Raw genomic sequence first — 13455 nt, 5'->3', positions numbered from 1 at the left:
TATGCCTTTTAACATTGATTTTACGGATAAAGTAATAGTTGTTACAGGAGCTGGTGGCGTAATCTGTGCTAAAATATCACAAGAATTTGCTAAAAAAGGTGCAAAAGTAGCATTGTTAGACATAAATGAAGAAGCTGCACAAAATAATGCAAATCAAATAAATGAAGATGGTGGAATAGCGATTGCTTACAAAGCTAATGTCCTTGATAAAGAAAATCTTGAAGAAGTTAGAAAATGTGTCTTACGCGATTTAGGAAAAGTTGATATTTTAATAAATGGTGCTGGGGGAAATAATCCGAAGGCTACCACTGAGAATGAGTTCCATGAAACATATTTAACTGAAAATTCGACATCAATTTTTGGTTTAGAAAAAAATAGTATTGAATTTGTTTTTAATTTAAATTTTTTAGGAACATTATTGCCAATCCAAGTATTTGCCAAAGATATGATTGGACGTAAAGGAACTAATATTATTAATATTTCAAGTATGAATGCTTATACACCGCTAACAAAAATTCCAGCCTATTCTGGAGCTAAAGCAGCAGTAAGTAATCTTACCCAGTGGTTAGCTGTCCATTTTTCTCACGTTGGTATCCGGTGTAATGCCATTGCACCAGGATTTTTAGTAACTAATCAAAATAGAAATCTTCTTTTTAATGGAGAAATACCAACAGAACGTGCTAAAAAAATTCTTAGAAATACACCTATGGGACGTTTTGGTGAAGCAGATGAACTAGTAGGTGCTACATTTTTTCTTGCTAGCGAAAATTTAGCAAGTTTTGTTAACGGAGTGATAATTCCAATTGATGGCGGTTTCAACGCGTATTCGGGTGTTTAATTTATTAAAAAAACATAATAGATATATAGAAAGAGGTATTTATAATGGGAAATTTTATTTTTTGTATTGATTCGGATGGGGCAGTTATGGATACTATGACTTATAAACACGAAGATTTCTTCGGACCTTTAGCAGCTGAAGTTTTTGAGGTAAAAGATCCTAAAGTTTTTCAAGAAAACTGGGAACAAATTAATCTCTATACTAAAACGCGTGGAGTTAATCGTTTTGTAGGACTTGTCAAAGCACTAGATTCTGTTGGATATAATAATATTGATGACTTAAAAGAATGGGTGGATTCTACAGAATCACTCTCCAATGATTCACTCAAAGAAAAATTAAAAGTAAATAATTCAGAAAATTTACGTAAAGCATTAAAATGGTCAGAATTAATTAATTCTAGTTTACGAGATAATAAACATGACGATGAATACTTTGAGGGTGCTGATCATGCTTTAAAATTATTAAAAGAGAAAGGAACAGTTTATGTGGTAAGCTCTGCTAACGAATCAGCTGTTAAAGATGAGTGGACTCGTCATAATTTAATCCAATATGTAGACGATTTATATTGTCAAAATCGTGGAAAAAAAGAGGATGTCATTGCGGAATTTATTCGCAACGGACAACCTAGTAATCGCATATTGATGGTTGGAGATTCCCCTGGTGATTTAACAGCAGCTACTTCTAATGGTGCTTTATTTTATCCCATCTTAGTAGGGCAAGAAAAAGAATCTTGGAATCACTTAGTTGATAGTGAATTAGCAAATATTTTAGATGGAACTTACCTTAAAGATAACCAGAAAAAGTTAATAGATAAATTTTGGTCTAACCTAGAATAATTAAATTTAATAAAGTGAGCTACTCAATAATTTACAAAATTAATTCGAAATGAGGATGAAAATGTTCGAAAAAGTTAGTCTTGATCTCGTTGAACATCTCGGCGGGAAACAAAATATTAAAACAGTTAATCAAAATGAAAATGTATTTGTTTTTAATGTAAAAGATCCTGCATTAGTAAGAACGTCAGATTTATTACATGTTTCTGGTGTTTCAAACATCAATTATAACAGTTTAGGTATCCATGTAAGTTTTACCGATTCTGCTTCTGAAGTATATGATTCCCTTATAGAATACTTAGATTCAAATGACGATGGAGAACAGAAAAAAGAAAAACTAAAAGAAGAGAGTTTATTTAATAGAGGAATTAAAGCAATTACAGCAAGTCTTTCTCCAGTTGTTCCAGTTATGGCAGGTGCTGGCTTAGGAAAAGTTATTGTTCTTGTTTTAGAATTAGCAGGAATTCTAACTAAAACTCATCCAGTACATATTTTTCTATCTTTCATATTTGATACAGCATATTTCTTCTTACCTGCATATACTGGGTTCTCAGCAGCAAAAGTATTTGGAGCTAACCAGTATCTGGGTGGATTCATGGGATTAATGACTGTCCATCCTACATGGATGAATATTATTGCTGACGGTATTCCTTTTACATTCCTTGGTTTAAATGTACCTTTGATTAACTATAAAACTACATTGATTCCAGCTTTGGTAACAGTCTGGTTAATGAGTTATATTGAAAAGTTCTTCCGAAAAATAGTTCCAGATATGATGAAAGTATTCGGAGTACCACTTATGACAATGTTAGTAACCGCACCTTTGACATTTTTAGTATTTGGACCATTAGGAGATTGGATTAGTCAGCTTGTTGCAGACGGATCTGTCTTTCTATATGATACAGTAGGTTTTATTGCAATACCACTACTTGCTGCAGCATATCCCTGGTTAGTATCAATTGGAGTCCATAAGGCGCTCAGTCCTATAAGTATTACATTAGTTGCAGAGCAAGGATTCGACCCTATTATTAGAGTAGTAGCACTTTGTGCAAACATGTCACAAGCAGCAGCTGGTTTATTTGTTGGATTCCGTGCGAAAGATAAAGAGTTAAAGTCACTAGCTTACTCAACAAGTTTAACAGCATTTTTAGGTGGAACAACTGGTCCGGTAATGTATGGTGTTAACTTGCCTCTTAAAAAGCCGATGATTGCAAGTATGGTAGGGGCATTTGCAGGTGGTGTTTTTGCGTCACTTGCTAAGATGAAGGCATTTATATATGTGACACCAGCACTATTATCACTACCAATGTGGATATCCGAGAATGAAAACTACTTATTACAAGCAGTGATCACTATTATAATCACAACTACTGTTACTTTTATAGTTCAAGCTCTACTTGGTTTTGACGAAACTGATTATAATGCTAAAAATTAAATATAATTTATAATTTAATATAAAACAATTATAAATATTAATCCTATTAGATTTATTTTATCTTCTTGAGTTGTAAAGTTAAATGCAACACTTTCTGTTACATGATTCGATGAACTTAAAATCTCTTTACTTCTTCCCCTAGGAGAAGAAAAAATTTAAATACGACATTGTTGAAAATACTCTTCTGATGAACGTAGCCCTATCACTTCTCTAATCCTTTTATTGATTGCCTGAGTGGCTTGATCGATATCCATTTCTGAAAAAAGATGGATGGATTTTCCTTTAGGGATGAATTCCCTCAACAGTTTATTGAAGTTTTCGTTTGAGCCCCGTTCCCAGGATGCGTAGGCATGACAAAAATATACGTCTGTATTGAGTTCAGACATTAAGGAGAATTCAGAACCATTATCAAAAGTTATTGAAGCAAATAGGTTAGGGTTATCTGCTAGAATCTCTTCAAAGGCATTTTTAACCGTTTGACTTTTATAGTCGCTGATTTTCTTAGTAATGGCATAGCGTGTTTTTCTCTCTACCAAGGTAATGATTGCCGGTTCATTTTTCGTTTTCTTCCCTTTAACCAGATCAGCTTCCCAGTGTCCAAATGTTTCTCTTGATAAGACGTCCTCTGGACGATCGGTGATACTGGTACCTAGGATTCTTTTGTTTTTACCCTTAGGGTTACTATGCTGGTTTTTTCTTGGTTTCAGACGATACATGACAGGTAAGTCATGTGGTTTGATAGACAAAAGACCTTGACGTATATATGAATAGACGGTTTTAAACGTTGGTATATTCTCTACAGGATGCTTTTTTCTATAAAGAGCTATAAATGTCTTTATGTTGTAGAGCCGCTGTTTACCTTTAAACAATCCTTTAGTGAAGGCATCCTCCAGCGCAGAGAAGAAAGCGCTCGAGAAAGAAACAATCTTTTTGCGGACACACTTTAAACGTCTATTTTCATAAACAGATTGACCGGAATCTGAGTAGTACACAGTGACTTTCTTATTATAGCCATTAATCTGCTTGATCTGTTCTACAGTGCCCCGATTAATTTCTCTATGGATTGTGGAGCGGTTACGTCCAAGGCGTCTGCCTATCTCTGCTTTACTAATATCTTCATTTAACCATTTTTCTATTAGCTGTCTTTCTTTAAAGTCTAAATGAGTAAATGATCGGTTCTGATTTGTGTTATAATTATTTGTGGACATGAAGATTCTCCTTTGCTTATTTTGTGGTGATTTAAGTATAACGAATCTTCATGTCTTTTTGTATTTCAGAAATTACTGAGTGTTGCAATTCATTTTACAACACACCTTTATTTTATCTTATTTAAATAATAATCTGATGGGATTTTTTAGTTTTAAACAGAAAATAAATCATCTGAAATATGAATACAGAATTATAATTTTACAGATTATAAATAATTAGAAGGGGATTATTTTTAATTTTGATATATCTTTATACATTTTAATAGGTTTTAAACGAGTCATACATTTTACATTAAACTGCCTATAACACAGACACTTAATAAAATGATACCTTACTGTAAAATAACTGTTGGTAAGCTAAAAGCAAACAATAACCCTCTACTATACAGTTAGTAGGCAAAAAAACACAGAAAGTTAGAGGATTATTCATGAATGTTGTAACACAAATTATACAAGAAATTAGTAAAATGATAGCAGATTTATATAATTAAGCGATTCAAGCGAAAATAAGATTTTCAATGTGTATCAAAACCATTGGAGACACGATGCGTAAACTCTCCAATGCGTTATTACAAAGATATGTAATTCGATAAATTAGACGCCCGTCAGTATGGTTGGATTCGTGTAAGCGCTAACATAAAAATGTACATTTTTGACAAAATAAAGATGTACAAATAGAAGCTTCACAGACAGGAGGAGATAACGGATAATCATTCATGCGGAGTCGGCAAGACTCATTTGGCCGCGGCAATTGGATTAGAAGCTACTAGGAATCGCTATAGCACCTATTTCATTAAATGTAGCGAGCTCTTAGAGAAGCTCAGGAAGGCTCAGTCAGAGAACCGATTAGAGAGCAAATTACATTACTATAATCGGGCTAGCTTACTCATTATCGACGAACTGGACTACTTTCCCTTAAATCCTGGAGAGGAGGGTCTCTTGTTCCAGGTCATTGATCAGCGCTATGAGACTAAGAGCACCATACTCACCACGAATATTCCCTTTGGTAATTGGGATGAGCTGTTTCAAGATGCTTTAATTGCACATGCGATTGTTGATCGCGTCCTTCATCACTCAAAAGTGGTTCAAATTAATGGCGATTCTTATCGGTTAAAGGATTATTGAAGCAAGGAAGAGGAAGAAAGCGTATAGTCAATATGAGATGTAGTTGTGCATATTTATATTCACACTTTTGTACAATTTTGTGTTGATATTTACAATTCGTAAAGTAGCTATCTTACACTATTCCAATAGCACACGGAATCGGCAGATTTTTTCGAACAATCGCTGATTATTGAAATCCAATAGAGTGAAACCCGTCTTCATAACGAAAGCGAGAGGCGATGAAGTGAATACCGACGGAGGCGCGGTGTCAAAGACGTCGGTTAAAATATGGAATCCATGAAACTGGGTTCAGGGAAACATAAAAATATGGTAGAGGAAAACCAACAATAATTTGACACTATCGAAACATAATATATCCTTGGCTAACTTAATGTTTTGTGCTATAGTTGAGTTATTATAATGCTATACATATATGTATCACATAAGTTTTTTAAAAAGGGGAGGTATATTCATGAAAAAATTATTTTTAACCATCGTTTCTATCGTGTTGCTGTCACCTTTACAAAATATTTTTGCTGAGGAAAATTACAAAGTATATACAACTTCAGACGAAAATGCGGTTATTGAACAAATTTTAATTTCGGAAGATTCATTGATCCTATCTTTTGCTGGAGGTGCTATATACGAAAAATTTATTGAGATCATACCTTACTTACAAATAGAAGACGAAGCGGCAATTAAAAATGCAAATCCAACTATGCCAAGTCAAAATCAACCGAATGAGTCTTTAGTTTCAAAAGCTAAGGAACTCGAAGAACAAGGTCTTGCTGATAGAGTAATTTATGGAGAATTGTCTAAAATTTATGACCAAGTTCAATATGTCGTTAAAATAGATGGATCGTTTATTATAGAATTTAATGGAATCGATATCTATAATAAAGATAACGTTCTAAGAGTTAGATATAACAAAGTCGTTGTCATTGAGGGACAAATTGAAGATGATAAATTAATATTCGATAATATAGAATATACACTTGGATCCGAGTAATTCCTTTTAAATAAGCTAGCTTACCTATTTTGATAGAGTAGGCTAGTTTTTATTTTTTGAAGAATTGCAATAATTATTGCGACAAAAAGTCATTCTAACTGAACGAGTTCGTGCATGAGTACTTCAAGAGGTTCCCATATTAAATTTACCTCTGGTCTCCTGAGGTTTGCGTCGTTTACCCTTTTGTCTCAGGCAATTTAACGAGACCTCAATGACACCTTGATAAATCCAGTTATAGATTGTTTTAAATGATAATCTATTTTAATAGCAGTGTCCTACAATTTGTTCGGGAGACCAAGTTAATTCTGACTTTGTTTGAATATCTTGAGTGAGCTCAAGCGTATGTTTAAGGCGACGACCTTTAAGAGATTTATGTTCAGTAGCGTTATCTTAAGCCAATTGAGCATCGTAACTTGCTGACTTAACACGCTTGTGCTCTCGATAAATCGTTAAACGATGATGCCCGATGGCTTCAGCAATTTGACTCACTGTATAGCCTTCATGATAAAGTACTTCTATTTTTGAACAGTTTTCTATGGTAAGATTTTGTAGCTCATAACAGGTCCTCCGTGTGTATTTTTGTGGTTACTAACATTTTATACGAACCTGTTATGAGTTTTCTTGTTTGTCTCAATTAATCTAGCGAATATATAAATTCTAAACATCATTTATTCTAGCAGGGTATGGTATAATGTGTATAATGAATGTTACACTTATATTTTTTTACTGATAAAAAAGGTTCTTAAAAAAGGGAGATTGAATGACCGATTATAATTTACCCACGTATGATGAATTAATGGATCAGTCGGACGAAATTCAAAAATTAAAGAATTAGTACCTAACTTTCCATCTGAAATAAAAGGAGAAAAAGAATTAGTCAATTTTTCTTTAAAGGATGAGCAACTGATTGATTTACCGAGCCGATAAAAATTGTTTTGTGACTTAGTATCTTATTCTTAGAATTTAGGTAAACAGCAACTAAATGTTCTTGCTTTTTTTCACCTAATAATTGAATCCCAAATTCTCCCGCATCTTGTGTTGAAAGAATTTTTTTACCTTCAAAATTTTCAATCACATATGAAGCATAGCTTTCTTTTATAATTTCTAATTTTTCTCTATCCCTTGCTGTAAGAATATCATTTGTTTGAATAAATTCATCTGATAGTAACAAAGAAATTGATACTTCTCCTAACTTTTCCCTAGCGTTTTTACTCAATAAACTTTTGATTGTTTTCATATTTACCACTCCTAAATTTTATTTTGCCTATCCCTTTGGGGGTGGGCTTACTTTGAAGGGGGCGCAAACGCCCTGAAATCGACAAGGGCGATTAGATCTTAGCGACGAAGGAGCTTAGAGATAATCGTGTATTTACCCTTGCGATAGAAGGGTGGCTTGTGCAACCGAAAAAAGCACTTCCTCACATGAGGAAGTGCTGATAAGAAACTTTTGAGTTACAAAAGTTTCCGATTGATATAGGAGTATTAATATTAAAAATGAGTACCCAACTTTTAAAAACTGAAATGAATATACCAGTGATTGGAAATTTAAATTGGACTTATTAATAAATCAAGTATGATTAAATTAATACGTAATGCTTTATTTTTTAGCGTAATTGTTCAATAGGGTATACTCTAATGAACAATTTTAAAATATTCATTTAATAGTCTCTTAAAGTGTTCAATAGGGTTGTTCATAATACATTTTTAATTTAGAATAGAGGTGGGAATTTGAAAGTAGGTAGGGTACGCTCGTGTTAGTTCAAATGAACAAAATTTAGAGCGACAAATTTCTTAATTAGAGAAAACTGCTCAAAGATTTTCTATGATAAACAGAGTGGAGCTAATACCAATAGAAAAGCATTACTGAATTTGATTGATTATATTCGTGATGGAGATATTGTAGTTGTCACGGAGCTAGATCGTTTAGGAAGAAATTATACAGACTTATCGGAGTTTATCACATAAAGTTTAGGGAAAAACAATCGCTTTTCCCCTTTATTTAGGAAGGAGGAAGCTATGAACAACAATTCTAAAAAAACTGAATCTATTTTAATATCTTTTGCTTTAATAGCTATTGCTGGTATAAGTTATGCCTTATCTGGTTTTTTAACCATTATAAGTTCTAATAATCAAAATTTTAATCTTCTATCTACTTTCTGGCTAACTGTGTGTATGCTCATTTTTTTTGTTATTATACCTTTTTTTATCGCTAAAAAAATTTATGGCATAGATTATAGATATTTAAAGATTAACCTTAAAAATTATACAATTTATATCTTAATAGGGTTTATATTTTTTAAATATATATTGAAGATTGATAGTATAAATATTTTTAGAAATTTAATTGTGGCTAGTAGTGAAGAATTTTTATTTAGGTTCATAATATTTGAAATACTTTTAAGAGGATTTGATAAGAAATACGCAATAGTAATAGGATCCATATTATTTGCTTTAATATTACATTTAAATGTAGATGTACTTATAAATATAATAAGCAAGTTTCCTATGTCTATTGTTCTATATATTTTATATGATAAGTTTGGATATGAAAATGCTTTTGCACTTCACTGGCTAAACAATTCTTTAGTAGATTTTTTTTATATGTAAAAAGGAGATTTTTATGAAAAACACTACAAAAAATACTTACTTAAAATCAATTATAATCAATGCGTTGATTTTTTTGATTCTAGCTTTATTTATAGACAAAATGAGTATGGGTATAGTTCTTTTAGTTTTAATATTACCTATAATTGTCAATTCTATATTAATAAAAAAGGAATATAAGCTTACTAACGAGGTTAACAATCACCACTATTTATTACCTATAACAAGCTTTATAATTTATATAATCTTTGGTCTTATTGTTAAGAGTAATGGAAAATGGGATGCCTTTAGATTAGGAAATGGTAGAGAAGTAGGGGAGACCTCTATCGAAATTGCAAATAGTCCAATAGACTTATCACAACTGATATTTACCTTAATAATGTATGTGACTATTAGTTATTTAATAACAAAAATTATTACTTCAAAGTCAGAAAATGGTAGTGTCAAAAAAATTGTGTAAACTCGATTGTAAAATTGTATTTTATATGTCTTAGTTCATTGGATAATTTTAGTACAGTATTTAGTGTTTAATTGATTACTTATGAAACGTGTGTTTCATTCTTCTTTAGTGTCATTTGACTCCGTTTAACGGATTGTTTCTGTGCTAAGAGCGCCTCTAATTCAAACGTTACTTGTCCAAATCCCTTATGTATTCGTTGGCTAAATCGTGTGTTATATTCTGAAACATAACAGTAAACGGTTTTCTCTAATGAATAATCATGTGGAAATTGTTCTCTCGTTTTTGTACGTCGCTTCAGTTGTTTATTGATACTTTCGGAAAGATTGTTGGTATACAATGAAGGCCAAATCACTTTTGGAAAATGCATAAAAGAGAAGAGATTCTGTTTGTTTCTCATCTGTTTTACCAGTTTTGGATATTTAGATTCCCATTGTTGACAGAATTCACCCAGTAGCTGTGTCGCTTCCTTGATATTGGAAGCTTTGGGGATCTGTTTTAAAGCCGCTAGAACTTCTGAACGATCACTTACTCTCACTTTTGAACCCATTTGTCTCAAAAGATGGGTCCAACAACTTTGGTGTAAGGCTTGAGGGAATTCATGGGTAACGGCTTCTGCTAAACCGGTTAATTCATCTGAAACAAAGAGTAGGACCTGTTGGAGACCGCGACGTTTCAAATCTTGAAGCATTTCACGATAATGGAGCGCTGACTCTGTAGGATATACTTGAAAATCGAGTATTTTCTTATAGCCTTTCGAATCAATGCCCACGATGGTATGCACAGCTTCTTTAGAAACCGTCCCTCGTCTCACTGGGATAAAGGTTGCATCGCAATAAAGACACACATAATCAGCCTGAATCACTTCCTGACGATAAGCATACAATTCGTCTTTAAAACTGTCTGATAGATTCGAGATGGTAGCTGCTGAATAATAATGCCCATACATTTTTTCGATGAGATCCGATATTTCACGAGTCGTAATCCCTTTTTGATACATCAAAATAATCATTTGTTCGAGATGCGAATGAGACTCTTTCAGGGCTTTAACCGTTTGAATTTCTAATTCACCCAAGCGATCTCGGGGTATCTTGAGTTCGAGGGTGCCATATTCCGTCTTTAAACGCCGAGAGTAATAACCATTCCTTGAATTTCCAGAATTGTATCCTCTAATATCCCATTTTTCATAATCTAAGAAGACGGTTCTTTCGGATTCTAGCAAAAGATTGACTGCATCCTCCAAGGCTTGTCTAAAAATTTCATGAATAGACTCACCTTTAGCTAGTGCTGTCATTAATTTTGTGTTAAAGTTTTCCATATGGGACCTCCTGTAAGTGATTGTTTTGTCGTAACTACAATCTTACAAGATAAAGGTCCCTTTTTCTATGGACTTTGGAGGTTACACAAGAAATTTTACACTATGCAGAAAATGACAAGAATAAAAAAGAGGAATAGAGATGTTACTAGAAGTAAGTCATTTGAGTAAAAAGTATAAGACTAAGGTAAGATAAGAAATTCAATGTTACTAGAAAAGGTTGAAGCAGGGAGATTAACACCGATTCATGTGTATGCAAAAAATACGAAAAGACCTCATTCAATATATTACACAGAGGATATTGTAAAGTATTTAGAAAAAATTAAAAAATTACGAATAGCAAGGGAAGAGTACTATAAATAAATTTTTAATGTAAAGAAATAGGATTGGTAAAGTTTTTCTTTACCAATCCTATTTTATTCATTGATAACGATTATTAGTATAACTTAATTATCTTTCTCCATTTCAATGCGTTTAAAAGTTACATTATTATGTGCATCTTCTAAGTCGCCATCTTCGTTAAGTTTTAGTAAAATTGAACTGTTCGGTTTAAGTTTAATTTTAAATTGATTGGTAGATTTTGAAATGAAATGATCCGCCTTAGCTTCGATACGAACTAAATAATCAGTATTAAAATTAAATTCATCTTTATTATCAGAAGTATACTCGATTAATTCAATTATAACTTCTTGGTCATTTTCTTTCTCATCTAGTTCAGTTAAAGAAGATAAATGAGGATTATATATTAAATCATAAACCGCTTCAAGTAATAAATGATAAGTATCTTTTTGATCAATTGCATCAAAAGGATTGTACTTATCAGAGTATAAAGTTACTAATCCTTCTTCTATTTCAACATACTTTAATTGCGAATCATCTTCTATTTGATAAACCCCGATAAAATCATCATACTTAATTTCATTTGCAGAAGCAGAATTAATAAATATTGAAAAAACTGGAATTAATAAAAACATTTGAACTATCATGTAAAGAAAAATATTCTTATATTTTTTATTCATTTAAATTTTCACCTCGATTAAATAGTAATTCAAAATTTTTTACTTTAAATTGTCCAGGTCTAGGACCATTAATAGGATATAAATAACCAGAGTATTTATAAAGGGCTATTTTAGCATCATGAAACTGTGTTGTACGTGCTAATTTACCGGTATATGTTGCACCAGCTTCTGTTCTTTCCATAGTATAATAAGGACCATAATTCGTGTCTGAATAAAATTCAAAATATATTCTTCTAGGTGGCAAGCTATTTAATTCAACAGCACTAGCTACCGAATTTTGATTAATAGATATAGTTGTATTAGTTAGAGTGAACACAGATAACATCGCGAAAATAATTTTTAATTTTTTCATATTTATCCTCTTTCTTTGATCTCTTTATCTCTTGCAGGAATAGGGTATTGACTTCCAACATATCCTTTATAGGTAGCTTTATATGCGTTAGGTCCCGATTCCCAAGATTGAAGATATAAAATACCTTGAGAAGAACCATTATTATAATAATACGTATTCGGAATCGGCTTGAATTTTTTTGAATTTATATTCATGTTATAAATTGAATAAGGATAATAAACAGTATGATAAATAACTTTAGACTGTAAATCGATTGAATCAGAAGAACCAAATTGATTTGTGAAATTATCGGCATTAACTTTCTGATCGCTTACTGGAGTACAGGACAATACAAAACATAGTGAAAGCAAGTAATAAAAATGTTTTTTATTTTTCATATTTCTATATCCTTTCTTTTCCTGACTACTTTACAGATATAACAATATTGTGCGACAATAAACCTCCTTTCAGTTTTATTAAAATGATTATAACACGATGATAAAAAGGTTACAATATTTAATTTCGATTTTGTAATATAATGCAGTAAATATGTTCAGGTATGACGTTAATATGCATAAATGTTCGTTATATTTTAAAATAAACCTTACTTTTCAAAGAAGCACAACTATACTTTAAATTTAAAAGGGGTGCACAGATAGACTTTTTTCAAGTGAAACTTTCATTATTAGTATAATCAACTATAACTATGAAGGATCAAGAAGAATCGACAGGATATTGTTTTCTAATGTTCACACATACTTTTATTTGACGAACAACCCTAATCCATTTATGTTTTCCTGATAATTTCAAGATATGATTAGAAATAATACATTAAAGTTTAACCAAAATGTAATATAGAGTTGACTAAATTAATTTCTTTTGATATATTACGGTTAGTATGGCGCTATACATATCTGTATCACTTAAGATTTTTTAATAATAGGGGGGAAATGAATGAAAATGATAAAAAAAGCTTTTATTGTTCTTAGTATTTTTATATTACAAGAAACAATTTTCATGTCGAATGTTTCCGCACAAGAGTTTACTAATAATCCTGTTACTGAAAGTTTAAGTACTATTAGAAGAATGTGGATAGACCAACATAAGGTACTATTGTCACCTGATACTATTAAACCACCATACAAATTTTATTATAGAGATGGACCCTGGCATGGATATTTACAGCTGATTGATTATAAAAATATGGCAGGTGTACCTCTTGCTGTTTATAGTGGTTATGTGTATCCAGTTGATGGACCTATCCCAATGCAAAAAGTTATAATAAAAACGGAGGCTGAATAA

Annotated in this window: 15 protein-coding genes and 1 pseudogene; 9 read left to right on the top strand and 7 right to left on the bottom strand. The window is 31.9% G+C overall.

The genetic code is table 11. The features are described 5' to 3' along the window. The first annotated feature begins 1 nt into the window (after position 1). From HMPREF9707_RS03110 to HMPREF9707_RS03100, 3 genes and pseudogenes are all read left to right on the top strand, one after another. Entirely contained in the window at positions 2 to 838 is an 837-nt protein-coding gene (locus HMPREF9707_RS03110; RefSeq protein ID WP_006701264.1) for an SDR family oxidoreductase, read from the top strand. Between the two features lie 44 nt (positions 839 to 882). Continuing rightward, the gene (locus tag HMPREF9707_RS03105; protein WP_006701263.1) at positions 883 to 1674 is read left to right on the top strand and encodes an HAD family hydrolase; all 792 of its coding nucleotides are present in this window, start codon (positions 883 to 885) and stop codon (positions 1672 to 1674) included. A gap of 49 nt (positions 1675 to 1723) precedes the next feature. Then, positions 1724 to 3082: pseudogene (locus HMPREF9707_RS03100) on the top strand (PTS transporter subunit EIIC); the annotation flags it as partial. A 179-nt stretch (positions 3083 to 3261) separates the two neighbouring features. Here the strand turns inward: HMPREF9707_RS03100 and HMPREF9707_RS03095 are convergent. Further along, positions 3262 to 4314, bottom strand: a complete 1053-nt coding sequence (locus HMPREF9707_RS03095; protein WP_006701261.1) for an IS30 family transposase — start codon at positions 4312 to 4314, stop codon at positions 3262 to 3264. Positions 4315 to 5013: 699 nt separating this feature from the next. Here HMPREF9707_RS03095 and HMPREF9707_RS08685 point away from each other — a divergent pair. Both HMPREF9707_RS08685 and HMPREF9707_RS03085 read left to right on the top strand, forming a co-directional pair. Then, on the top strand, positions 5014 to 5439 hold the full coding sequence (locus HMPREF9707_RS08685) for an ATP-binding protein (protein WP_083857146.1): 426 nt from the start codon (positions 5014 to 5016) through the stop codon (positions 5437 to 5439). Positions 5440 to 5890: 451 nt separating this feature from the next. After that, on the top strand, positions 5891 to 6427 hold the full coding sequence (locus HMPREF9707_RS03085; protein WP_006701259.1) for a hypothetical protein: 537 nt from the start codon (positions 5891 to 5893) through the stop codon (positions 6425 to 6427). A gap of 390 nt (positions 6428 to 6817) precedes the next feature. On the opposite strand, the gene HMPREF9707_RS08680 is transcribed toward HMPREF9707_RS03085, so the two are convergent. Further along, entirely contained in the window at positions 6818 to 6964 is a 147-nt protein-coding gene (locus HMPREF9707_RS08680; RefSeq protein ID WP_083857145.1) for a helix-turn-helix domain-containing protein, read from the bottom strand. Between the two features lie 340 nt (positions 6965 to 7304). After that, positions 7305 to 7664 (bottom strand): JAB domain-containing protein, encoded by a 360-nt coding sequence (locus HMPREF9707_RS08450; protein WP_006701258.1) that lies wholly within the window; start codon positions 7662 to 7664, stop codon positions 7305 to 7307. Between the two features lie 557 nt (positions 7665 to 8221). Between HMPREF9707_RS08450 and HMPREF9707_RS08675 the strand changes: the two genes are divergently transcribed. The 3 genes from HMPREF9707_RS08675 to HMPREF9707_RS03070 are packed head-to-tail and all read left to right on the top strand — an operon-like array spanning position 8222 to position 9491. Beyond that, positions 8222 to 8392, top strand: a complete 171-nt coding sequence (locus tag HMPREF9707_RS08675; protein WP_415751408.1) for a recombinase family protein — start codon at positions 8222 to 8224, stop codon at positions 8390 to 8392. 51 nt (positions 8393 to 8443) lie between these two features. Beyond that, on the top strand, positions 8444 to 9034 hold the full coding sequence (locus HMPREF9707_RS03075) for a CPBP family intramembrane glutamic endopeptidase (RefSeq protein WP_006701257.1): 591 nt from the start codon (positions 8444 to 8446) through the stop codon (positions 9032 to 9034). Between the two features lie 13 nt (positions 9035 to 9047). Beyond that, positions 9048 to 9491 (top strand): Msa family membrane protein, encoded by a 444-nt coding sequence (locus tag HMPREF9707_RS03070; RefSeq protein ID WP_006701256.1) that lies wholly within the window; start codon positions 9048 to 9050, stop codon positions 9489 to 9491. A gap of 79 nt (positions 9492 to 9570) precedes the next feature. On the opposite strand, the gene HMPREF9707_RS03065 is transcribed toward HMPREF9707_RS03070, so the two are convergent. From HMPREF9707_RS03065 to HMPREF9707_RS03050, 4 genes are all read right to left on the bottom strand, one after another. Next, the gene (locus tag HMPREF9707_RS03065) at positions 9571 to 10806 is read right to left on the bottom strand and encodes an IS256 family transposase (protein ID WP_006701255.1); all 1236 of its coding nucleotides are present in this window, start codon (positions 10804 to 10806) and stop codon (positions 9571 to 9573) included. Positions 10807 to 11249: 443 nt separating this feature from the next. Beyond that, on the bottom strand, positions 11250 to 11822 hold the full coding sequence (locus tag HMPREF9707_RS03060; protein WP_006701254.1) for a hypothetical protein: 573 nt from the start codon (positions 11820 to 11822) through the stop codon (positions 11250 to 11252). Further along, positions 11815 to 12174 (bottom strand): hypothetical protein, encoded by a 360-nt coding sequence (locus HMPREF9707_RS03055; protein ID WP_006701253.1) that lies wholly within the window; start codon positions 12172 to 12174, stop codon positions 11815 to 11817. Before HMPREF9707_RS03055 ends, HMPREF9707_RS03060 begins: the two co-directional genes overlap by 8 nt. Before the next feature lie 2 nt (positions 12175 to 12176). Continuing rightward, positions 12177 to 12551 carry a hypothetical protein gene (locus HMPREF9707_RS03050; protein ID WP_006701252.1) on the bottom strand — a complete coding sequence of 125 codons (375 nt, stop codon included), beginning with the start codon at positions 12549 to 12551 and terminating at the stop codon, positions 12177 to 12179. Positions 12552 to 13107: 556 nt separating this feature from the next. On the opposite strand from HMPREF9707_RS03050, the gene HMPREF9707_RS03045 reads away from it, so the two are divergent. Then, positions 13108 to 13455, top strand: a complete 348-nt coding sequence (locus tag HMPREF9707_RS03045; protein WP_006701251.1) for a hypothetical protein — start codon at positions 13108 to 13110, stop codon at positions 13453 to 13455.

It is taken from the genome of Falseniella ignava CCUG 37419 (assembly GCF_000301055.1).
In the GTDB taxonomy this organism is placed as follows: Bacteria; Bacillota; Bacilli; order Lactobacillales; family Aerococcaceae; genus Falseniella; species Falseniella ignava.
Note: the sequence above shows the minus strand (reverse complement) of the source record. Positions and strands in the feature narration are given on the sequence as shown.

What these genes read in the sequence shown, in the direction of transcription:
- HMPREF9707_RS03110 (WP_006701264.1), top strand. Translation starts at nt 2, where the DNA reads ATGCCTTTTAACATTGATTTTACGGATAAAGTAATAGTTGTTACAGGA.
- HMPREF9707_RS03105 (WP_006701263.1), top strand. Translation starts at nt 883, where the DNA reads ATGGGAAATTTTATTTTTTGTATTGATTCGGATGGGGCAGTTATGGAT.
- HMPREF9707_RS03095 (WP_006701261.1), bottom strand. Translation starts at nt 4,314, where the DNA reads ATGTCCACAAATAATTATAACACAAATCAGAACCGATCATTTACTCAT.
- HMPREF9707_RS03085 (WP_006701259.1), top strand. Translation starts at nt 5,891, where the DNA reads ATGAAAAAATTATTTTTAACCATCGTTTCTATCGTGTTGCTGTCACCT.
- HMPREF9707_RS08450 (WP_006701258.1), bottom strand. Translation starts at nt 7,664, where the DNA reads ATGAAAACAATCAAAAGTTTATTGAGTAAAAACGCTAGGGAAAAGTTA.
- HMPREF9707_RS03075 (WP_006701257.1), top strand. Translation starts at nt 8,444, where the DNA reads ATGAACAACAATTCTAAAAAAACTGAATCTATTTTAATATCTTTTGCT.
- HMPREF9707_RS03070 (WP_006701256.1), top strand. Translation starts at nt 9,048, where the DNA reads ATGAAAAACACTACAAAAAATACTTACTTAAAATCAATTATAATCAAT.
- HMPREF9707_RS03065 (WP_006701255.1), bottom strand. Translation starts at nt 10,806, where the DNA reads ATGGAAAACTTTAACACAAAATTAATGACAGCACTAGCTAAAGGTGAG.
- HMPREF9707_RS03060 (WP_006701254.1), bottom strand. Translation starts at nt 11,822, where the DNA reads ATGAATAAAAAATATAAGAATATTTTTCTTTACATGATAGTTCAAATG.
- HMPREF9707_RS03055 (WP_006701253.1), bottom strand. Translation starts at nt 12,174, where the DNA reads ATGAAAAAATTAAAAATTATTTTCGCGATGTTATCTGTGTTCACTCTA.
- HMPREF9707_RS03050 (WP_006701252.1), bottom strand. Translation starts at nt 12,551, where the DNA reads ATGAAAAATAAAAAACATTTTTATTACTTGCTTTCACTATGTTTTGTA.
- HMPREF9707_RS03045 (WP_006701251.1), top strand. Translation starts at nt 13,108, where the DNA reads ATGAAAATGATAAAAAAAGCTTTTATTGTTCTTAGTATTTTTATATTA.